The 20054-nt window shown below is 34.2% G+C and carries 22 protein-coding genes and 1 riboswitch; of the genes, 17 read left to right on the forward strand and 5 right to left on the reverse strand.

Going from position 1 to position 20054, the window contains the following annotated elements; all coding sequences use genetic code 11:
- Positions 1 to 38: 38 nt before the first annotated feature.
- From rpmG to JOD29_RS01755, 4 genes are all read left to right on the forward strand, one after another.
- Positions 39 to 188: a 50S ribosomal protein L33 gene (gene rpmG, locus JOD29_RS01740; protein ID WP_124761998.1), complete on the forward strand. Its 150-nt coding sequence runs from the start codon at positions 39 to 41 to the stop codon at positions 186 to 188.
- A 118-nt stretch (positions 189 to 306) separates the two neighbouring features.
- On the forward strand, positions 307 to 876 hold the full coding sequence (locus tag JOD29_RS01745; protein WP_124761996.1) for a 5-formyltetrahydrofolate cyclo-ligase: 570 nt from the start codon (positions 307 to 309) through the stop codon (positions 874 to 876).
- Positions 877 to 889: 13 nt separating this feature from the next.
- A complete protein-coding gene (locus JOD29_RS01750) occupies positions 890 to 1093 on the forward strand; it encodes a YqgQ family protein (protein ID WP_124761994.1) in 204 nt (67 codons plus the stop codon).
- A 321-nt stretch (positions 1094 to 1414) separates the two neighbouring features.
- Entirely contained in the window at positions 1415 to 3310 is a 1896-nt protein-coding gene (locus JOD29_RS01755; RefSeq protein WP_124761992.1) for an LTA synthase family protein, read from the forward strand.
- Between the two features lie 89 nt (positions 3311 to 3399).
- On the opposite strand, the gene JOD29_RS01760 is transcribed toward JOD29_RS01755, so the two are convergent.
- Positions 3400 to 3579, reverse strand: a complete 180-nt coding sequence (locus JOD29_RS01760; RefSeq protein ID WP_124761990.1) for a DUF2759 domain-containing protein — start codon at positions 3577 to 3579, stop codon at positions 3400 to 3402.
- 174 nt (positions 3580 to 3753) lie between these two features.
- Between JOD29_RS01760 and JOD29_RS01765 the strand changes: the two genes are divergently transcribed.
- A complete protein-coding gene (locus JOD29_RS01765) occupies positions 3754 to 4398 on the forward strand; it encodes an MBL fold metallo-hydrolase (protein ID WP_124761988.1) in 645 nt (214 codons plus the stop codon).
- Between the two features lie 66 nt (positions 4399 to 4464).
- Here the strand turns inward: JOD29_RS01765 and JOD29_RS01770 are convergent, their stop codons facing one another.
- Positions 4465 to 4707, reverse strand: a complete 243-nt coding sequence (locus JOD29_RS01770; protein WP_124761986.1) for a DUF2626 family protein — start codon at positions 4705 to 4707, stop codon at positions 4465 to 4467.
- A gap of 112 nt (positions 4708 to 4819) precedes the next feature.
- Positions 4820 to 5533: a helix-turn-helix transcriptional regulator gene (locus JOD29_RS01775; RefSeq protein WP_124762671.1), complete on the reverse strand. Its 714-nt coding sequence runs from the start codon at positions 5531 to 5533 to the stop codon at positions 4820 to 4822.
- A gap of 241 nt (positions 5534 to 5774) precedes the next feature.
- On the opposite strand from JOD29_RS01775, the gene comGA reads away from it, so the two are divergent.
- The 10 genes from comGA (at position 5775) to gcvPB (ending at position 14531) form a co-directional block, all read left to right on the forward strand.
- Positions 5775 to 6791 (forward strand): competence type IV pilus ATPase ComGA, encoded by a 1017-nt coding sequence (gene comGA / locus JOD29_RS01780; RefSeq protein WP_124761984.1) that lies wholly within the window; start codon positions 5775 to 5777, stop codon positions 6789 to 6791.
- A complete protein-coding gene (gene comGB, locus JOD29_RS01785) occupies positions 6772 to 7842 on the forward strand; it encodes a competence type IV pilus assembly protein ComGB (RefSeq protein WP_124761982.1) in 1071 nt (356 codons plus the stop codon). The genes comGA and comGB overlap by 20 nt, the downstream gene beginning before the upstream one ends.
- Positions 7843 to 7857: 15 nt before the next feature.
- Positions 7858 to 8211 carry a competence type IV pilus major pilin ComGC gene (gene comGC, locus JOD29_RS01790; protein ID WP_124761980.1) on the forward strand — a complete coding sequence of 118 codons (354 nt, stop codon included), beginning with the start codon at positions 7858 to 7860 and terminating at the stop codon, positions 8209 to 8211.
- The gene (gene comGD / locus JOD29_RS01795; protein WP_124761978.1) at positions 8204 to 8641 is read left to right on the forward strand and encodes a competence type IV pilus minor pilin ComGD; all 438 of its coding nucleotides are present in this window, start codon (positions 8204 to 8206) and stop codon (positions 8639 to 8641) included. The genes comGC and comGD overlap by 8 nt, the downstream gene beginning before the upstream one ends.
- A complete protein-coding gene (locus JOD29_RS01800; protein ID WP_124761976.1) occupies positions 8634 to 8939 on the forward strand; it encodes a hypothetical protein in 306 nt (101 codons plus the stop codon). Before comGD ends, JOD29_RS01800 begins: the two co-directional genes overlap by 8 nt.
- 5 nt (positions 8940 to 8944) lie before the next feature.
- Positions 8945 to 9379 carry a competence type IV pilus minor pilin ComGF gene (gene comGF / locus JOD29_RS01805; protein WP_124761974.1) on the forward strand — a complete coding sequence of 145 codons (435 nt, stop codon included), beginning with the start codon at positions 8945 to 8947 and terminating at the stop codon, positions 9377 to 9379.
- A 197-nt stretch (positions 9380 to 9576) separates the two neighbouring features.
- Positions 9577 to 10089, forward strand: a complete 513-nt coding sequence (locus JOD29_RS01810; protein WP_124761972.1) for a shikimate kinase — start codon at positions 9577 to 9579, stop codon at positions 10087 to 10089.
- A 135-nt stretch (positions 10090 to 10224) separates the two neighbouring features.
- A riboswitch (glycine riboswitch) is annotated at positions 10225 to 10316 on the forward strand.
- A 275-nt stretch (positions 10317 to 10591) separates the two neighbouring features.
- Positions 10592 to 11695 (forward strand): glycine cleavage system aminomethyltransferase GcvT, encoded by a 1104-nt coding sequence (gene gcvT, locus JOD29_RS01815; RefSeq protein ID WP_124761970.1) that lies wholly within the window; start codon positions 10592 to 10594, stop codon positions 11693 to 11695.
- A gap of 21 nt (positions 11696 to 11716) precedes the next feature.
- Positions 11717 to 13063 carry an aminomethyl-transferring glycine dehydrogenase subunit GcvPA gene (gene gcvPA, locus JOD29_RS01820; RefSeq protein ID WP_124761968.1) on the forward strand — a complete coding sequence of 449 codons (1347 nt, stop codon included), beginning with the start codon at positions 11717 to 11719 and terminating at the stop codon, positions 13061 to 13063.
- Positions 13056 to 14531 (forward strand): aminomethyl-transferring glycine dehydrogenase subunit GcvPB, encoded by a 1476-nt coding sequence (gcvPB, locus tag JOD29_RS01825; RefSeq protein ID WP_124761966.1) that lies wholly within the window; start codon positions 13056 to 13058, stop codon positions 14529 to 14531. Before gcvPA ends, gcvPB begins: the two co-directional genes overlap by 8 nt.
- Positions 14532 to 14993: 462 nt before the next feature.
- Here gcvPB and JOD29_RS01830 read toward each other — a convergent pair whose 3' ends face one another.
- Positions 14994 to 15377 (reverse strand): rhodanese-like domain-containing protein, encoded by a 384-nt coding sequence (locus tag JOD29_RS01830; protein ID WP_124762669.1) that lies wholly within the window; start codon positions 15375 to 15377, stop codon positions 14994 to 14996.
- Positions 15378 to 15483: 106 nt separating this feature from the next.
- On the opposite strand from JOD29_RS01830, the gene JOD29_RS01835 reads away from it, so the two are divergent.
- Complete coding sequence (locus JOD29_RS01835) at positions 15484 to 16317, forward strand: lipoate--protein ligase family protein (protein WP_124761964.1); 834 nt, start codon at positions 15484 to 15486, stop codon at positions 16315 to 16317.
- A 273-nt stretch (positions 16318 to 16590) separates the two neighbouring features.
- A complete protein-coding gene (locus JOD29_RS01840; RefSeq protein ID WP_124761962.1) occupies positions 16591 to 19164 on the forward strand; it encodes a vitamin B12-dependent ribonucleotide reductase in 2574 nt (857 codons plus the stop codon).
- A 54-nt stretch (positions 19165 to 19218) separates the two neighbouring features.
- On the opposite strand, the gene JOD29_RS01845 is transcribed toward JOD29_RS01840, so the two are convergent.
- Positions 19219 to 19983, reverse strand: coding sequence for a sulfite exporter TauE/SafE family protein (locus JOD29_RS01845; RefSeq protein ID WP_124761960.1), 765 nt, complete (start codon positions 19981 to 19983; stop codon positions 19219 to 19221).
- Between the last annotated feature and the right edge of the window lie 71 nt (positions 19984 to 20054).

Here is a 20054-nt window from a genome sequence, read left to right on the forward strand (position 1 = left end):
ATTAATACAATTTTTAATATAGAGTGGGAGGGTTAATAATGCGCGTAAACATTACTTTAGCTTGCACAGATTGTGGCGAACGTAACTACATTTCTAAAAAGAACAAACGTAACAATCCTGAGCGTCTTGAATTCAAAAAATATTGCTCTCGCGAGAAGAAAGTCACTCTTCACCGTGAAACAAAATAATGCTCATTATTGCCAAAACCACTTGTGGTTTTGGCTTTTTACATATTTTCGGCTAAAATATACATATTCATAATTAATTATTTATTCCAGATTCCAATAAATCTTAAGGTGATGCTGAATGAACAAAAAAGAAATGCGTAAAAAAGTAAATACCACTTTAACCGAAATAACAATTGAGCAACATCGAGATTTCTCTGAAAATATAAAAAAACGTCTATTAAGAGAAAAGTCTATTAAAGAAGCGAAAACAATTGCTCTTACCATATCTAAATACCCTGAGGTAGATACACTAAGTGTTATAGAAGAACTATGGGGTCTAGGTAAAAAGGTGGTTGTTCCTAAATGTAATCCATCAGATCGATCTATGACTTTTTATGCAATTACAAGTTTTGAGCAATTAGAAACAGTGTACATGGACTTAAAGGAGCCAATTATCGAATTAACACAAATGGTCGATCGACTTGAAATTGATGTAATAATCGTACCTGGAATTGTATATGATTTTAGAGGATTTCGTATTGGCTACGGCGGAGGATACTATGATCGTTATTTAAAAAACTACGATGGCACTTTAATTTCTCTTGCTTTTACAGTGCAATTGACTCATCAAGTTCCAAAAGAAGCACATGATATACCTGTAGATATTATAATTACAGAACAAGATCGCATTGATTGCCTGAGAAATTGAAAGGGGAGTTCATATGAAATCGATGAAGGATATATATGATTTATTGAAACAGTATGGTACATACATCTACACAAGAGATCGAATAGGTGATCTAATATTAATGGAAGATGAAATAAGAGAACTTTATAAGGCGAGAGTAATGGATACAAAGGATTATCAAATGGCGTTATTATTAATACGCCAAGAAGCAACAAAAATTAAATCTGGTAAAAATTGATTATTGATTTGATAATAATAAGTTGTTATAGTATACATTACTTTCGACTTTAAAACTTAATGTAAACTAAGGCATACAGTGGAATTTTTTCCGCTGTTTTATTTTGGGAACCTATTTGTAAATAAGTCGTAAATATTATATAGAAGATTTTAAGATTGTTAGGGAAATAATTTTAACATTCCTATTAATTGTAAAGCTGTTTATGTTTTCCTTGCATATTTTTGTAAAAAAGATTAAGATATATTTTGTTTTAAGTTTTGTAAAAAATTTGTAAATTAGTTATTCTACGTTAATTTTTGTAATCTTAGGAGGATGTTAGGAATGAAATCAGTTAAATGGCCTAAACATTCGATTTTAGCTCTAGCAATTATTGCTACATGGATTAAAACAGCGATTGTATACCATACAAGTTTTGATATGAAAATCGAAAATCCAATGCAGGAATTGATTTTACTAATCAATCCTCTTAGTTTTTTACTTTTTATTTATGGTTTATCGTTATTCTTAAAAACGTCAAAAGCGAGAAATCGTTATATTATTACGGTTAGTACTTTGTTATCAATTGTACTTTTTGCTAACGTTGGGTTTTATCGTTTCTATAATGACTTTATAACTTTACCTGTTTTGTTCCAAACAAGTAATTTTGGTGAATTAGGTACTTCGATTAGTGAAATTATCAATTGGACAGATATTCTCTATTTTGTTGACATTATCTTATTACTAGTAGTAATGAAGTTTATGCCAAAATATGAAGGGAAAATGGAAGTCCGTAAACAAGTACGCCGTGCTTATTTTGTACTCTCTCTTGCGGTATTATTCTTGAACTTAGGATTAGCAGAAAGTGAACGTCCACAATTATTAACACGTAGTTTTGACCGAGAACTATTAGTGAAAAATATTGGGACATATAATTATCATTTATATGATATATATATCCAATCAAAATCATCTGCTCAACGCGCATTGGCTGATGGTAGTGAACTTGTAGAAGTAGATAACTATGTTCAAGCCAATCAAGCAGCTGTAAATGAAGAAATGTTTGGTAAATATGCAGGACGAAATATTATTCTTGTTCAATTAGAATCTTTACAAAATTTCGTAATCAATAATGAAATGAATGGGGAAGTGGTAACTCCATTCTTAAATTCTTTAACTAGCGATAAAGACACTTATTATTTTAGTGACTTCTACCATCAAACAGGGCTAGGAAAGACGTCTGATGCTGAATTTTTAGTTGAGAACTCTTTATTTGGATTAGGACGTGGGGCAGTATTTTTTACCCACGGTGGAAATACCTATAATTCAATGGCAGAGAGTTTAGGTAACAATGGTTATTTTTCTAATGTCATGCACTCTAATAATAAATCGTTTTGGAATCGTGATATGATTTATAAATCCTTAAATATTGATAAATTCTATGATCTTGACTCGTACCAAGTCACAGATGAAAATTCAGTTAACTGGGGTTTGAAAGATATTCCGTTCTTTGAGCAATCTGTTGATTTAATGACTGAAATGCCACAACCGTTTTATTCTAGAATGATTACGCTAACAAATCATTATCCGTTTTATTTAGATGAAGAAGATATTATGATTCCTGAATATAATTCGAATTCGGGTACATTAAACAGATACTTCCAAACAGTTCGTTATTTAGATGAATCGATAAAAGTATTCTTTGACGAACTGAAGGAAAAAGGCCTATATGATAATTCAATTATTGTAATGTACGGTGATCATTACGGTATTTCAGAAAACCATAATAAGGCGATGTCAATGTACTTAAATAAGGAAGAGATTACACCTTATGACAGTGCATTACTTCAGTCAGTGCCATTATTTATCCATGTACCTGGTTCAGGAGATGGTGAAGTAATAGATAAAACAGCGGGTCAAATTGATTTAAGACCGACTATCTTACATCTGCTAGGTATTGATACATCGAACGATATGCAATTAGGTGCGGATTTGTTCTCCGAAGAACATGAAGACTTTGTTATTTTCCGTGATGGTCGATTTATAACAGATCAGTACGTGTATGCGAGTGAAGTATGTTATGACCGTGATACAGGAGAAGAAATTGGTATTGAGGCATGTCAACCTTATATTGAGCGTGCATCAGTCGAACTAGAATATTCTGATAAAATCATAAATGGAGATTTATTGCGTTTCTATGATGAAGAAACAGGTAATTTAAAACATGAATCATTAGAATAAATATAAAAGACGTAGCCTTCTCGCTACGTCTTTTTATTATGATAAATAGAAAAAACGAGGGGTAAAAGCCCCTCGTTTTTTCAAGCTAATTAGTGTAATTTTGGTGGATAACCTTGATTTAAAACAGTCATGATGACGAACCAACCGAAAATAGCAGCGGCTGCAACACCAAAAATTAAAGAAAGAATATTTTTTTCTTTAATAGAACGGAATACACTAACAACTGAAAGGATTGCTATCAAAGCAAAAATAACCATTAATAAGTTCATTAAAAAAACACTCCTTTCGACATTAGAAAAATGAATGTCGTAAACAATATTCCTTCTTTATTTTAAAGCACCTAACTTCTTTTGTCGAGGAAAATTCTTGCATTTTAATAGAACGGACATTTATAATTTTTATTTTAACTACTTCCATGTATAATATTCCCTGAGGTGATAAAGTTGTTGAATGTAAAATCTCTAAGTTTAGGACCAGTTCAAACCAACTGTTATATCGTTAGTAATAAGCAAAAGGAATGTCTTATATTCGATCCAGGGGAAGAATCAGAGCGAATAATAAAAGAAGTAAGAAAAAGTAATTTAAATCCTCTAGCAATTTTCTTAACGCACACACATTTTGATCATATTGGTGCAGTTGACGATATAAGAAAAACGTTTAATTTACCATTATTTGTCCATGAAAAAGAAGTTAGTTGGCTTTCAGACCCATCGAAAAATGGATCTGCAAAATATGCGGAACTGCCCAACTACATTGTAGGATTGCCTGAAAAAGAACATATCATACGAAACGAACAAATATTTGAAATTAAAGATTTTATTTTCAAAGCAGTTTTTACACCTGGACATTCACCTGGTAGTGTGTCTTATATTTTTGAAAATGATGGTTTTGCTATTGTAGGTGATACTTTGTTTGAAGGAAGTATAGGAAGAACGGATTTAATTGGTGGTTCAATGGAAGTGCTCTTAAAATCTATTCATGAAAAGTTATTAATTCTTCCTGAAGATACAATTATTTATCCAGGACACGGTGACTATACAACACCTGGAGTAGAAATGGAAATGAACCCATTTTTACATGGTTTTTAAATTTGTAAATGTGTTGTAAATGCATTCATAAAAAAACATCGACTGCTAATCAGTCGATGTTTTTTATTAGTGGCCTCCACCTGGTACGTGAATGAAGGTAGTATAGTACGTAAATCCTGCAAAGAAAACTGTTAAATACGCACCGAAAATGTACATGTACATACGTTCTGAAAGGTTTAATAAGCCTAATAAAAGGAATAATACAGAATTACCAACGAATAATAGCGAAACCTCGTACATATCACCAAGGTAGAACATAACGGCAAAAATACCTGTCCAGAAAGCCATAACTTTATACATATTGCCCATGAAGATTCCCTCCTTTTGCCATGCGACGCATAATATCATTACTATTATAAATGATTTCCAATAATAATGTAAACTGCTACTTCTCATATTATTTGTGACAAACAATTGGTAGCTATAGTAATGATGGTTCTTGAATGAGAATTTTATACTGACAAAGCTCACAATCATGAACCATGCTTTCTGTTTGGAGTAGTTCGTTTTCAGAGAATAAAGCGTCTATTTGACCTTGTAAATATGCCTCATGTAAAGCACAGACAATTTCATTATATTCTTGAATTTGGTTTCTGAATGGACAATTATAGATTGTAAAGATAATTTTCTTTCCTTGATCTGTTTCACTAATTTGAGGGAAATATCCTATCATCGAAGAAGCATTTGCTAATATATTTAATTTATTATTAAAGTCTAAGCTATTTTTCGTTATTTTTTCTTTGATGAAAGTTTCTTTTACATTTTCAAAACCATCTTGATAACTAATTGCTTTCGCTTTTTCTAATGCTTCTGAACCGTAATCCTTAATTATTTGTAACGTCCACTTCAGTAAATGCCCTTCGTCTCGTTTAGGAAAACTTAGAACAATTCCTTCCTCTGATGCCTTATAAACTCGTCCAGGGCGACCTCCCTTACCAGTTTTGACATAATCCGCTGTAATTAAATTGATTTCTGACAGCTTTGTTAAATGAAGTCTAGAAACATTTGGGTGAATGTCAAATTGTGTAGCTATATCTTGAACTGTAAAATATTTCTTTTGTTGTAACATGTATTCGTAAATCTGATAGCGAGTCTTATCTGCCAAAGTGCTTGTCACCTTTAATGGATGTATCAACAAATTCCACCTCCTAATTGGTTTAATATTACAGAACTTGTAATTTTATTTTATCTTTTCTTAGTGAGAAATGGTAGGTATGAATGAAAATATTTATCAATTAAGATGAAATTTTGTGTTTCGATATCTTTAAGGCGCCCAAATAAAAAATATGAAGGATAAGGTTTTCTTATCCAATTTATCATCTTATACTTTCCTTAGTTACGATTTGCGGTCACGTAATTTAAAAATGAGGTGATGAATGATGGAAATCGAATCAGTAGTGGAAAGTAAAAGCGAACAATTATTACTGAAGGCTTTGCACTTTGGTGCGTCAGACTTGCATCTTGTTCCTACGAAAGAAAAGTTTCTAATCCATTTTAGAAAGTATGGAAAGTTATTTCCAGCGGGTGATCTTCCCTTTGAGATTGGAGATCGTATGATCAGTTTCTTTAAATTTTTATCTTCATTAGATATCGGCGAAAAACGAAAACCTCAAAGTGGTTCTTTTCATAAGGAATTTTTGCAAAAAATATATGCATTTCGTGTTTCAACTCTACCTTCAGTTTTCCAGAGAGAAAGTCTTGTCATTCGGTTAATGCTTCAAAATTCCTCATATCCAATTTCTTCCTTATGTTATCATCCTAAAAAAGCTGAAAAATTATTGAATCTTGTCCATAGTCGTCAGGGGCTTTTATTATTTTGTGGTGCGACAGGTTCAGGTAAAACTACCTCGTTGTATTCATTAGTCAATTATTGTAGTGAAACACTGGCTAGACATGTAATTTCATTAGAGGATCCTGTGGAAAGTAGTCAATCTCATCTGCTTCAAATACAAGTAAACGAAAGAGCAGGTATCACTTATGCTGCTGGACTAAGAGCGATTTTACGTCACTCCCCTGACGTTATTATGATAGGGGAAATTCGCGATAGGGAAACTGCAAATATAGCAATTGAGGCTGCATTAACTGGCCACTTAGTGTTATCAACAATACATGCTAAAGATTCTGTGAACTGTCTATATCGATTAATGGACTTAGGTATTTCAATTGAAGAAATTAGACAAGCACTTATTGGCATTGCCGCACAATGCTTAATTGAAGTTGGGCAATCTGAAGAAAGAAAAGCGATTTATGAGATATTGAGTGATCTTTATTTATATGAAGCATTAGCAACTGCGATGGGAGGACAGGAGTACAAACTTCCATTACAAGAAACTTTGCAGTTCCAAGTGCAGGCAGTTGGGGTGAATAAAAGCCATGTATCAACAACTTCTTAATATTAGATCATTTCTTTTTTATAGAAAAAAGGTAAAAAAAATAAATCACCTATCCTCGTTACTGAGACGCCTAAGCATATTACTTCAAGAAGGATATACGTTTTCAGATTCAATTCAAATGCTATTACCTTACCATGTAGACGATGTTGACTATTGGAAAAATCATGTTGATGAAAAATTTCGAGGAGGTGGCCAGATAATCGATATTTTACAAAGCTTTTCTATCCCCAAACATTATTTGGTTGCAATTAAAATTGCAGAAGATAGTGGAGGGATACCGTTAGCATTGAAAAATGTAGCAATTCAAATGGAATTCAATGAAATGATGCGGAATAAATTGGGGAAACTTTTAATTTATCCTATAGTATTGCTTATATTTATTTTTGGGATCTTTCTTGCATTTCGTACATTTTTTCTCCCAAATCTTGAAAATATCATTAATTCAAGGACCACAAATCATGTATCCTCAAGTCTTTGGATCTCAAATCTCTTTCTACATTTACCAGACTTCATCCTCATATTTGGTATGCTGGTAATTTTCTGTGTTTTACTTTCCGTCTATGGATTAAAAAAACAATCCATCGAGGCACAGTCTGCATTATTATTAAAAATTCCCATTGTCAATTACTTTTATAGATTGCACTTAACGAGAACTATTGGACGATCTTTAGGAAATTTAATCGTTAGCGGTTTTTCATTACAGCAAGCACTTCAAATTCTTAAACAACAACAATTAAATCTACATCTGTCCTACATTATGAGCAAACTTGAAAAGCGAATTATATATGGTGATTCTTTGTCAAACGCTGCGTTAATTTTGTCGTGCTTCTTTCCAAAGTTTGAGGAGTTTATTAAACATGGCGAAAAAAGTGGCTATCTTGGGAGGGAATTGTTACTGTATTGTGAATTGCTTGACGATAAGCTTCAATCCATCGTTAAAACAAGCGTAGCAGTTGTTCAGCCCTTATTTTTTATCCTTATAGCAGTCTGCATTATTGCAGCATATTTAAGTGTGCTTCTCCCCATGTACAATCTTATTGAAATTATTTAAGAGGTGAACTTAATCGTGTTAAAAAGTGAAAAAGGATTTACGCTAGTTGAAATGTTAATCGTGTTATTAATAATCTCTGTTTTAATTTTAATTACAGTTCCTAATGTATCAAAACATTTTACATCAATCGATGAAAAGGGCTGTGATGCCTATATTAAAATGGTGCAAGGACAGGTACAGGCCTATAAAATCGACAAAAAGAAGTATCCAGATTCTATTACAACGTTAAAGACTGACGGGTATTTAAGTAAAGATGTAGAAGCTACTTGTCCTAATGGAGATCCAGTTAGTATTGATGACACTGGTAATGTAACTGTTTCAAGTAACCCGATAGAAGATACAACTGGTAAGTTAGAAAATAATGATTAGTAAATTAAAAAGTAGTGCGGGTTTTACTTTAATTGAAATGTTACTTGTTTTGTTCATTTTGGGAATGATTTCATCTGTCATTTTCCAACTATCATTTAAATACACAGAGAAGCAAGAAACAGATCTGTTTATTAATCAACTATTGTTAGATTTACAAAGTATACAATCTCATGCTATTGAAACTAAAAAAACTACTTATGTTTCCTTTGAGGAAAACCATTATCGAGTCTATCATCAACCAACAGATCCTTTCATAAAGAGAGATTTCCCAGATGGTATTACATTTAATAAATATAGTAACTTGAAAATCATCACATTTACATCAGTTGGCGATATTCTACGTTTTGGGAAACTCATTTTTTATACGCCCCATGGTACAAAAGAATTAATGATTTATATTGAAAAAGGTCGGATGAAATTTGTTGAATGATAAAGGTATTTCATTGGTTGAAACATTGTTAACATTAGTCATACTTCTCACGGTATTTATCTCCTTGATACCTTTAAGCTATCAAATGTTAAGTACATTAAATAGTGAAAAACTTGAACTACATGCTTCTGAGGTAGGTTATCAAGCTGCGAAGATAGTGTTGAATGCAACTATTTTTTCTGGTTCTGAAACGATAGAGGGAGTTAAGTATGATTGGAATTACGACGGAACACAAATCTGCATTCAATATATTAACTTAGATGAGGTTAGGGAAAAGTGTATCAATCCTGGAGAATAGACAAATTGAATCAAAGTGGTTTCACATTGTTAGAGGCCTTGATTCATTTAGTTACCTTCTTAATGTTTATGTCATTTATTGTTTTTTTCTACAGTTGGATAAACCAACTTAATATTTCAATATTTACGAAAGAACATGTTAGTTGGGAAATGTTTACTTATGACTTTAAGAATTATTTTGATGATATCTCTGACATTGCAATTGAGCAAGGTGGGAGAGGCATTGAATTAACTTATGCCAACTCAGATGATAAAGTGCAAATTAACCAAAGTAATGAGGTACTACGCAAGCAAGTTGAGCGAAAAGGTCATGTACCGATGTTAGTTGGAGTGAAGAATGTTGAATTTAATTTAGAACAAGGTTTTGTTGAAATAAGGGTGGAGTTTATAAATGGTCTGAAAAAGGAGAGAACTTTTTTTGTACCACATACTGAAGGATAATCGTGGTGTAATGTTCCCGATTGCTATCATGTTGTTATTTATTACAATGCTAACTATTTTTTATTATATATTTTCATTTGAATCGCAAATAAAAGTATATAATTCATTGGAATTCGCCAATGTTCGTGCTACCATAAACCTACTAGAAGAAATTAGTAATAAATAGGATAATCTTATGGTAGTAAGAAGGTGGAAGCATGCGGAAAATTTACTTAGTCGGGTTTATGGGGTGTGGAAAAAGCGCAATCGGGCGAAGGTTGAGCTATTTTTTAAAAATGCCATATTATGATATGGACCATGAAATTGTTAGACTCGAGGGAATGTCGATCCCTGAAATTTTCGAAAAATTTGGTGAACCTTATTTTCGGCAATTAGAAACTGAATTTTTACGTAATTTTCGAAATGAGGCGTGCATCATTGCAACTGGTGGTGGAGTTGCAATGAATGAAGAAAATAGAAGAATTATGAGAAGAACAGGATTGGTTTTTTTCTTAGACGCCACATTTGATGATATCTATACAAGGGTAAAAAATGACAAAAATCGACCAATTGTTCAAAGTTCTACGAGAGAAGATCTTGAACAGCTGTTCAATAACAGAAGAAAATTTTATCGAATTTCTGGCCATATCAAAGTTTTAACTGAAGGTCGTACAATCAGACAAATCGTTGAATATATTGGTTTTCAAGTGAATCGTTTAAAAGGCGAATAATGTTTGATTACTGCTAATAAATGTTCGTCTTTTGTTTGGAATTAAAAAAGGATTGCCTTTTATATGTGTTCAATGTTAGGATATAGGCAAGAAACAGTATTGAATTGTACATTGAATAATGAATACAATGAGCGGATGATTGTACGGGGAGAGAACGTTAAAAACGTCGCCGAAGGAGCAAATAGGAATACTATGAATCTCTCAGGCAAAAAGACTCGTACAGGACGCAACTCTGGAGAGCGCTGTTATATTGCAAGAGCAGCCACCAAAGGGGAAAGCCTATGATTAGCATTGCCAATCTTTCGTATAGACCGACCTGTTTTAATTTCAGGTACCTATAAAAAGAGGCAATAGTTTCATTCATCTAAGAGTAGGTGTAACTTTCAGGTACAAGGACAGAGAATTCCTCAATTACATGAGGGGTTCGTCTGTCTTTTTTTATGCACATTTGAATCCCTTATGCATTTGTAACTTAGTACTGTGAATTTTAAGGAGGATCATAATGGGGACTGAACTAAAAAGAACACCGCTATTTGATGAGTATTCAAAATATGGTGGCAAAACAATTGATTTTGGTGGCTGGGAGTTGCCTGTACAATTTTCTTCAATAAAAGAGGAGCATGATGCAGTCCGCAATAGTGCTGGTCTATTTGATGTATCCCATATGGGGGAAATCTTTGTAGAAGGTAAAGATGCTCTTAGCTATTTACAGAAACTGTTATCAAATGACATTTCTAAAATTTCAATTGGTGGAGCTCAATATAATTTAATGTGCTATGAAAATGGCGGTGTCGTTGACGACCTTTTAGTATATCGCCTTGACGAAGATCGTTACTTATTATGTGTGAACGCAGCTAATATTGAAAAAGACTTTGATTGGATGAAACAGCAAGCTGAAGGTGATGTAGAGATTGTAAATAAATCAAATGATTATGCACAAATTGCTTTGCAAGGACCGCTTTCAGAACAAGTTCTTCAAACATTAACATCAACAAATTTATCTGAAATTAAATATTTTAAATTCCAAGAGAATGTGGAAATTGCTGGACAAGCTGTATTAGTTTCACGTAGTGGATACACAGGGGAAGATGGTTTTGAACTTTACGGTGAACCTTCCGCGATTATAGATCTTTGGGGGAAAATTTTAGAAGCTGGTAAAGAACAAGGTGTCGTTCCAGCTGGCTTAGGTGCTCGTGACACTTTAAGATTTGAAGCATGTCTCCCATTATATGGTCAAGAATTATCAAAAGATATTACTCCGCTTGAAGCTGGTGTAGGTTTTGCTGTAAAGCTACAAAAAGAAAGCGACTTTATTGGCAAAGAAGCACTAAAGGCTCAGAAGGAAGCTGGATTAGCTAGAAAAATAGTCGGAATTGAAATGATTGATAAAGGAATTCCACGTCATGGCTATAAAGTATTTAAAGATGGAGAACAAATTGGTGAAATCACAACTGGTACTCAATCTCCATTAACTAAGCGAAACATCGGCTTGGTATTAATTGACTCAAAATACACTGAACTAGGAACTGAAGTTGAAGTTGAGATTCGTAATAAACGACTTAAAGCTATCACTGTATCAACGCCTTTCTATAAACGTTCAAAATAAAATGAAAAGAGGGTTACTTTAATGAAACATCGTTACTTACCGATGACGGAACAAGACAAAAATGAAATGCTTTCAACAATCGGTGTAGAGAGCATTGATGAACTTTTTGCCGATATTCCAGAAAAAGTTCGTTTTAATGGTTTATATAATATTAAGGAAGCAAAATCTGAGTCTGCTCTACTGAAAGAACTATCTCAGCTTGCGACTAAAAATAAAAATACAGAGTCTAATGTTTCGTTTTTAGGTGCCGGAATTTACAACCATTATAAGCCAATCATTGTTGACCATGTCATTTCTCGCTCAGAGTTTTACACTGCTTACACACCTTACCAACCGGAAATTTCTCAAGGTGAGCTACAAGCAATTTTTGAGTTCCAAACAATGATTGCCGAACTTACAGGAATGGATTTAGCGAACTCATCAATGTACGATGGCGGAACTTCACTTGCAGAAGCTGGAATGCTTGCTGCAGGACATACGAGACGTAAAAAAATCTTAGTTTCTGATGCCATTCACCCAGAATATCGAGACGTTGTAACAACTTATGCATATGGTCAATCAATTGAGATTGTAAACGTTCCAACAAAAGATGGAGTGACAGATATTGAAGCTCTTAAAGGATTAATTGATGATCAAACAGCTGCAGTGATGGTTCAATATCCAAACTTCTTTGGTCAAATTGAAGATATCAAAACTATTGGTGAAATTGCTCACGAAGCAAAAGGTTTATTCGTTGTTTCATCTAATCCACTTGCTCTTGGTGTGTTAACACCGCCTGGAAAATTAGGTGCAGATATCACTGTAGGGGATGCACAAGTTTTTGGAATTCCGGAAAGCTTTGGAGGTCCTTACTGCGGTTACTTTGCAACTACAACAAAGTTAATGCGTAAAGTTCCAGGTCGTTTAGTTGGAGAAACAGTAGACCAAGAAGGCCGTCGTGGTTATGTACTAACATTACAAGCACGTGAGCAACATATTCGTCGTGAAAAAGCGACATCAAATATTTGTTCAAACCAAGCCTTATTAGCTCTTGCAGCGTCTGTTGCGATGACTGCTTTGGGTAAACAAGGTGTACAAGAAATGGCGAAACAAAACATTGTAAAAACTCGCTATGCTAAAAATGCCTTTGAAGCAGCAGGATTTACTGTTCCATTCCAAGGTGCACACTTTAACGAAATCGTTGTTAAAACAAATCAATCTGTGACTGAACTAAATAAAAAATTAATTGAAAAAGGTATAATTGGTGGCTTTGATTTAGGCCGAGTATATCCAGAATTAGAAAACCATGCACTAATTGCGGTAACTGAATTGCGTACAAAAGAAGAAATCGATCAATTGGTTGCAGAAATGGGGGCTTACAATGCATAACGAAAACCAACCACTTATTTTTGAATTGTCTAAAGACGGTCGTGTTGGCTATAGCTTGCCAGAATTAGATGTTCAAGATTTCGATTTAGCGGAACTTTTACCAGAAGGGTATGTTCGCGAAAATGAAGCTGAACTTCCAGAAGTTTCTGAACTAGATATTATGCGTCACTATACTGCACTATCTCGACGTAACCATGGTGTCGATTCTGGCTTCTATCCATTAGGGTCTTGTACAATGAAATACAATCCAAAAATCAATGAAAACGTTGCACGTATGTCAGGTTTTGCGAATGTACACCCATTACAAGATGAATCGACTGTTCAAGGTGCAATGGAATTATTATATGAATTACAAACTTCTCTTGTAGAGATTACTGGTATGGATGAAGTAACTTTACAACCTGCTGCTGGTGCACATGGTGAATGGACAGCTCTAATGATGATCCGTGCATTCCATGAGGCAAACGGTGAAGGTCATCGTAATAAAGTTATTGTTCCAGACTCTGCACACGGGACTAACCCTGCATCTGCTGCTGTAGCTGGATTTGAGACAATTACTGTAAAATCAAATGAAAATGGCTTAGTTGACTTAGAAGATTTACGTCGCGTTGTAGGTGAAGATACAGCGGCGTTAATGCTTACAAATCCTAATACATTAGGTTTATTCGAAGAAAACATCTTAGAAATGGCTGATATTATTCATAGTGTAGGTGGGAAAGTTTACTATGATGGCGCAAACTTAAATGCTGTTATGAGTAAAGCACGTCCTGGCGATATGGGCTTTGACTGTGTACACTTAAACTTACACAAAACATTTACTGGCCCACACGGCGGTGGCGGTCCTGGTTCAGGTCCTGTTGGGGTAAAAGCGGATTTAATCCCATTCTTACCAAAGCCAGTTTTAGTTAAATTAGAAGATGGTACTTTCCATTTCGATTATAACCGCCCACAATCAATTGGTCGCGTTAAACCTTATTATGGTAACTTCGGTATTAATGTACGTGCTTATACGTATATTCGTACAATGGGTCCTGATGGATTAAAAGCTGTTACAGAATATGCAGTATTAAACGCTAACTATATGATGCGTCGTTTAGAACCATACTTCGATCTACCATATAATAGACACTGTAAACATGAATTTGTATTGTCAGGTCGTCGTCAGAAGAAATTAGGAGTGCGTACTTTAGATATTGCAAAACGTTTACTAGATTTCGGATATCATCCACCTACAATTTACTTCCCATTAAATGTTGAGGAAGGTATGATGATTGAACCAACAGAAACAGAGTCTAAAGAAACGTTAGATGCATTCTGTGATGCATTGATTCAAATTGCTAAAGAAACTGAAGAAAATCCTTCAATCGTTCAAGAAGCGCCTCATACGACAGTTATCAGTCGTTTAGATGAAACACGTGCTGCTCGTCAACCAGTGTTACGTTATCAAAAAGAAGAAGCATTAGTATAAAAGTGAAAAATGTACCAATTAGCATTTAGCCAATTGGTACATTTTTTTGTCAAAATATTATAGCAATAACCTGTTTTATAGAAGGCAAGAGAATTATCGGTAATTAAACCGCTCTACAAACAAAAAACGTCAATATGAAAAAATATATGAGTTTCTACTATATAAAATGGATCTAATTAAGTAAGAAAGGTCAAAATAGGTTATTTACTATAAGTGTTGTAATGACGTAAAAATAGAAAAAATCCTTTAAGGAAGGTCACTCCCATAAAGGATTTTGTTTATCTTTGGAATACACTCTACGCTTAAATAACTTTGTCTTCAAAAGGGTGCAATTATAAGCGATTTTATATCAATATGCTATTACTCGGTGATTACCCAAAATGAATAAAGGAATAGCTTATTAGATTTGAAATTTACATGAATCAAGATTAGTGTTTCTCTTAGACGAATGTAATTTTATAACTAAGCTTTAGTTTTCACCTTTCCAGTCCATGATTTGAATCCACCTTGAAGCTGGTAAAGTTGATTATAACCCTTTTTCTTTAAGAAAATCGCAGCACGTGCACTACGACCAGAATTTTGACAGTAAAGGTAAACTGGTAAGTCAGGACGAATTTCTTTGTAACGTTGACGTAATTGAGTTGATGGGACATTACGTGCACCTAAAATATGTCCTGAATCAAACTCTTTTACCTCACGAACATCAATTAATTGGGCTTTACGGTAGCCTTGAATAAATTCTTCCTGTGTTAAGTTTGTCACTGCTTTTTTTAAGCGAAGCATATTTACTAGAACATACACGATGATGATTCCTAGTACAATTGCAATAGTATAAAGTACGTCGATCACTGCGTTATTTCTCCTTTCTTTCTACATCTTTTATTATAAAAGAGAAAGTGGATATAGTCCAATGAGTTTGTTAAAATGATATAGATTGTGAGGAGATGAAATTATGAAAACTAAATGGTATTTTATTAATTCAGGTCCATGTCGACCTTCCTATAATATGGCATTAGATGAGGCTTTGTTAGATTTTCATAGTAATGGAGAGATTCCTCCAGTAATTCGTTTTTATGAGTGGAATCCCGCTACATTATCAATAGGTTATTTCCAACGCGCCGAAAAAGATATTAATTTACAGGCAATTAGAGATCAACAATTAGGATTTGTAAGAAGACCGACTGGTGGACGAGCAGTTTTTCATGATTCTGAGTTAACATACAGTATTATCGTCTCAGAAGAATATCCAGACATGCCTGTAACGGTTACGGAAGCATACCGAGTGTTAAGTGAAGGACTGTTAGAGGGATTCAAAAACCTAGGTTTAAATGCTTATTTTAGTGTTCCTGATACAGCTGAAAAAAAGCAAGATTTAAAAAATCCAAAAAGTGCTGTTTGTTTTGATGCCCCAAGTTGGTATGAGTTAGTAGTAGAAGAGAAAAAGGTTGCTGGTAGCGCACAAACTCGCCAAAAAGGGGTAATTTTACAACATGGTGCAATATTACTTGATTTGGACGAAGATAAGCTTTTATCCCTTTTTAATTTCTCATCTGATGCGGTTCGTGAAAGAATGAAAAAAAGATTGCCGGATAAAGCTGTTGCAATTAATGATTTAACAGACCGTCATATTACTATAGAAGATTGTGTTAAAGCATTTAAAGCAGGATTTGAAAAGGCCTTAGAAATAGAATTAGTACCGTATGAATTAACAGAAAAACAAAAACAATATGTAGAGTCACTAGAAGAGAAAAAATATTTAACTGATGAGTGGAATTTTAGAAAATAACTATGCGAACATACGTCTTCATTTGTCAGAAAAAATTTTTTCTTCATGAGAAATGCATATATTTGCTAGGTTTTAACTCTATAAACATTCTCTAAAAAAAATCAACCCTTGCATACTATTTTATTATGAGGTAATCTTTTCTAAGACAATAATATTTACAACATCTAGTACCTCGAATTTTACTTATACACTATATATTGTGTTTGAATTGTAACGTTTTAGGGAAAGAGTCAATATAAAAAATAGAATAGATTCGCAAAGGGAGGCTGGAAGATGGTATTAGCAAATGAAAAACAAGCAACCATCCTCGTAGATCAACTAAACAAAGACATCGAGAAATTTCCTCAAGTTCATCCGATTACGGAAGACATGCACATCACACATCAAGGTGTATCTAGACTAGTAATGATCGATCGGTATTCGTTTAAGGATACGGAAAAGAAAACACTAAAACCAGGTGACTTTGTTGTATTAACAATTAAAGAAGACCCAAAATTTCCAGCACGTGGTTTAGGGTTTATTCAATCAATTAACCTTGCTGCAAAGAAAGCAGAAATCTTAATTGAAGAAGAGTACCGACATGTATTGGAGAATCCAAAAGAACAAGAAACAGGTGTTATTGAAAGGTCCTTAGACGTTATCGAAAAGCCTCTTGAAGTATTTTATGAACAAATTGCAAAACGTAATGCAACAGGATTAGCTTCAGTAGAAACAACAGAAGAGAATAGACAAAAGTGGTTTAATAAGTTTTATGAACAGCTTGTTAGCTTAAAATTTATTCCAGCTGGTCGAGTTTTATATGGAGCTGGTTCAGAAACTGACGTAACATTCTTTAACTGTTATGTAATGCCATTTGTTCCAGATAGCCGTGAAGGTATCAGTGATCACCGCAAACAAGTTATGGAAATTATGAGTCGTGGTGGTGGTGTTGGTACAAATGGTTCAACACTTAGACCACGTAATACATTAGCGCGCGGAGTAAATGGTAAATCATCAGGATCTGTATCATGGCTAGATGATATTGCTAAATTAACGCATCTCGTTGAACAAGGTGGTTCAAGAAGAGGCGCTCAAATGATTATGCTAGCAGAATGGCATCCAGATATTGTGGAATTCATTATCTCTAAAATGCAAAATCCACGTATTTTACGCTATTTAATTGAAAATACAGAAGACGAGCTAATTTCTAGACTAGCTAAAGAAAAACTTAAATTCAAGCCTTTAACGCAATCAGAAGAAGCAATGTACCAAGGCATCGTAAATTATAAAAGCATACCAGGTCTAGGCGGATTTAATGAAGCAATCATTAAAGATGCTGAAGCAAAATTACGTGATGGTGGAACGTATAGTGTTCATAATTCCGAGTTTTTAACTGGTGCCAATATTTCAGTTACGTTAACAAAAGATTTTATGGCTGCAGTAGAAAATGATGACGAATACGAACTTCGTTTCCCAGATGTAGCGAATTATACGCCAGAAGAAATGGCCATTTACAATGAGAAGTGGCATGAAGTTGGAGATGTTCGTGAGTGGGAAAAAATGGGCTACCGCGTACGTACTTATCGTAAAATACGTGCAAAAGAGCTTTGGAACCTAATTAATATTTGTGCAACATATGCTGCTGAGCCAGGTATATTCTTCATCGATAATGCTAATGACATGACTAATGCTCGTGCATATGGACAAAAAGTTGTGGCGACTAATCCATGCGGTGAACAACCACTTGCACCATACTCAGTTTGTAATTTAGCAGCTGTAAACTTAGCACAATTTGCGATGAAAGAAACAAAAACAGTTGATTATGAAGCACTAAAAGAAACAGTGCGTATTGGTGTAAGAATGCAAGACAATGTAATTAACGCAACACCATACTTCCTTGATGAAAATCAAAAACAAGCTTTAGGTGAGCGTCGAGTTGGTCTTGGAGTTATGGGATTAGCAGACTTGCTTATTTACTGTGAAAAAGAATATGGCTCAGAAGAAGGAAACGAGCTTGTAGATCGAGTGTTTGAGGCAATTGCTGTAACAGCATATGAAACTTCAATTGAACTTGGTAAGGAACGTGGAAGCTTCCCATTCTTACAAGGTGAAACAGAAGAAGAAACTAATCGTTTACGAGAAGCGTTTATAAATACTGGTTACATGCAAAAAATGCCTGAACATGTTCGCCAAGGAGTACTTGAAAATGGTATTCGTAACTCACATTTATTAACTGTGGCACCAACTGGTTCTACTGGTACGATGGTTGGAGTTGCAACTGGTCTTGAACCATATTTCTCATTTGTATACTATCGTTCTGGACGCTTAGGTAAATTTATTGAAGTAAAAGCAGAAATCGTAAAAGAGTATTTAGATGCTAATCCAGCGGCAGAAGAAAACAATTTACCGCATTGGTTTATTTCTTCAATGGAATTAACACCAGAAGCGCATGCTGATGTTCAATGTATTATTCAACGTTGGGTTGACTCTTCCATCTCAAAAACGGTAAATGCACCGAAAGGTTATACTGTTGAACAAGTTCAAAAAGTGTACGAGCGTTTATATAAAGGTGGAGCTAAAGGTGGTACGGTTTACGTAGACGGAAGCCGTGATTCACAAGTCCTAACATTAAAAGCTGAATCTTCTCATGATGAACAATTAACTTTTGAAGAACTTCAAGAAGATAAAGTGAAAGAAAAACATCCTGTAGTTTTAGTTGAAACAATCGCGCCATTAACATCTACAAATGTAACAATAGGGTCTGAAGTAGGAAATACATGCCCTGTATGTCGTCAAGGTACAGTAGAAGAGCTTGGTGGCTGTAATACTTGTACAAGTTGCGGTGCACAATTAAAATGTGGCTTATAAGATAATTAAAAAGCGGCTGATCCTTATCAAAGGGATTATGCCGCTTTTTTTAACTTATTCAGAAAAGTAATCATTAATATTTTTGATAATTAAAATAATCGTCATTACTATAAATAGAACACGCACAAAGGTAGCGCCTTTCTTTAGGGCGAATCTTGTTCCAATAAATGCACCTGCAATCATAGATAACCCCATAATGAAACCGTATGTATAATTAACTTCCCCTAATATTAAAAACATAATTAAGGCAGCTAAATTACTTATAAAGTTCAATAATTTGGCATTTCCAGCTGCTTTTAAAAAATCGAAGCCCATAATTAAAAAGATAAAGATAATAAAAGAACCAGTACCGGGCCCGAAAAACCCATCATAAAAACCAAGTAAAACAAGACTAGAGAAAAATAGAATACCTCTTTTCCAAGTGAATTCTTTTCGATTTTCAAGTTGACCCCAATCTTTCTTTAACGAAGTGTAAATTAACACGACAATTAACATGATAATAACTAGAGGCTTTAACATTTGAGGCGGCATAAGATGTACAGTCCAAGCCCCAATCATTGAAAAGATAAAGACAAGCGGCAAGATTGGTCCGATTAATTTTAAATCTATTTTTCCTGCTTTTAAAAAAGTTAAAGAGCTTGTGAAATTTCCCATTGACGCAGCAAGTTTATTCGTTGCAATGGCAGCTGAGGGGGGAAGACCCACCGAAAGAAGGGCTGGAAGCGTAATAAGACCCCCACCTCCAACAATCGCATTGATAAAAGCGCCTACAAATCCAAAAAAGATTAATACAATAATTTTAATAATATCAATTTCCATCTGATAATCCCCTATGCGAATAATACGGTAATCTTATCTAATTTATAGCATTATGTAAATAAGAGGAAAAA

It is taken from the genome of Lysinibacillus composti, assembly GCF_016908465.1.
Taxonomy (GTDB): Bacteria; Bacillota; Bacilli; order Bacillales_A; family Planococcaceae; genus Ureibacillus; species Ureibacillus composti_A.

What these genes read in the sequence shown, in the direction of transcription:
- rpmG (WP_124761998.1), top strand. Translation starts at nt 39, where the DNA reads ATGCGCGTAAACATTACTTTAGCTTGCACAGATTGTGGCGAACGTAAC.
- JOD29_RS01745 (WP_124761996.1), top strand. Translation starts at nt 307, where the DNA reads ATGAACAAAAAAGAAATGCGTAAAAAAGTAAATACCACTTTAACCGAA.
- JOD29_RS01750 (WP_124761994.1), top strand. Translation starts at nt 890, where the DNA reads ATGAAATCGATGAAGGATATATATGATTTATTGAAACAGTATGGTACA.
- JOD29_RS01755 (WP_124761992.1), top strand. Translation starts at nt 1,415, where the DNA reads ATGAAATCAGTTAAATGGCCTAAACATTCGATTTTAGCTCTAGCAATT.
- JOD29_RS01760 (WP_124761990.1), bottom strand. Translation starts at nt 3,579, where the DNA reads ATGAACTTATTAATGGTTATTTTTGCTTTGATAGCAATCCTTTCAGTT.
- JOD29_RS01770 (WP_124761986.1), bottom strand. Translation starts at nt 4,707, where the DNA reads ATGGGCAATATGTATAAAGTTATGGCTTTCTGGACAGGTATTTTTGCC.
- comGA (WP_124761984.1), top strand. Translation starts at nt 5,775, where the DNA reads ATGATGGAAATCGAATCAGTAGTGGAAAGTAAAAGCGAACAATTATTA.
- comGB (WP_124761982.1), top strand. Translation starts at nt 6,772, where the DNA reads ATGTATCAACAACTTCTTAATATTAGATCATTTCTTTTTTATAGAAAA.
- comGD (WP_124761978.1), top strand. Translation starts at nt 8,204, where the DNA reads ATGATTAGTAAATTAAAAAGTAGTGCGGGTTTTACTTTAATTGAAATG.
- JOD29_RS01810 (WP_124761972.1), top strand. Translation starts at nt 9,577, where the DNA reads ATGCGGAAAATTTACTTAGTCGGGTTTATGGGGTGTGGAAAAAGCGCA.
- gcvT (WP_124761970.1), top strand. Translation starts at nt 10,592, where the DNA reads ATGGGGACTGAACTAAAAAGAACACCGCTATTTGATGAGTATTCAAAA.
- gcvPA (WP_124761968.1), top strand. Translation starts at nt 11,717, where the DNA reads ATGAAACATCGTTACTTACCGATGACGGAACAAGACAAAAATGAAATG.
- gcvPB (WP_124761966.1), top strand. Translation starts at nt 13,056, where the DNA reads ATGCATAACGAAAACCAACCACTTATTTTTGAATTGTCTAAAGACGGT.
- JOD29_RS01835 (WP_124761964.1), top strand. Translation starts at nt 15,484, where the DNA reads ATGAAAACTAAATGGTATTTTATTAATTCAGGTCCATGTCGACCTTCC.
- JOD29_RS01840 (WP_124761962.1), top strand. Translation starts at nt 16,591, where the DNA reads ATGGTATTAGCAAATGAAAAACAAGCAACCATCCTCGTAGATCAACTA.
- JOD29_RS01845 (WP_124761960.1), bottom strand. Translation starts at nt 19,983, where the DNA reads ATGGAAATTGATATTATTAAAATTATTGTATTAATCTTTTTTGGATTT.